Source organism: Photobacterium sp. R1, from assembly GCF_054600795.1.
Window position 1 is genome coordinate 1 of the sequence record NZ_BAAHZP010000156.1, and the last position, 394, is coordinate 394.

General features: G+C 52.5%; 1 protein-coding gene. It reads right to left on the bottom strand.

Annotated features, from left to right (window positions below):
* Positions 1 to 394: solute carrier family 23 protein (locus tag ACYP03_RS24455; protein WP_459782439.1), on the bottom strand; the 394-nt coding region annotated here is incomplete at both ends.

Genomic DNA, 394 nt, shown 5'->3' on the forward strand with positions numbered 1-394 from the left:
GGCTTTTGTTGCCACTCCAACCAGAGTACCGGCAGTGTCGCACAGATCCACGAACAGGAAGGCAAACACAATCGATACCAGACCCACATCCAGGGCACCACTAAAGTCCAGTTGCATGAAAGTCGGTGCTATGCTTGGCGGCGCTGACACAATCCCGTTGTATTGGATGTCACCAAACAGGATGCCCAGGCCCGTTACGATCAAAATCGCCAGCAATACGGCAGCTTTCAATCCACGGTGTACCAGAGCAATTGTCAGCACGAAGCCAAGTGATGCCATAACGGCAGGAAAGCTTGTCAGATCACCGACATGTACCAGAGTCGCTGGATTATCAACGACGATCCCGGCACTTTGCAGCGCGATAAAGGCCAGGAATAAACCGATACCAGCAGTG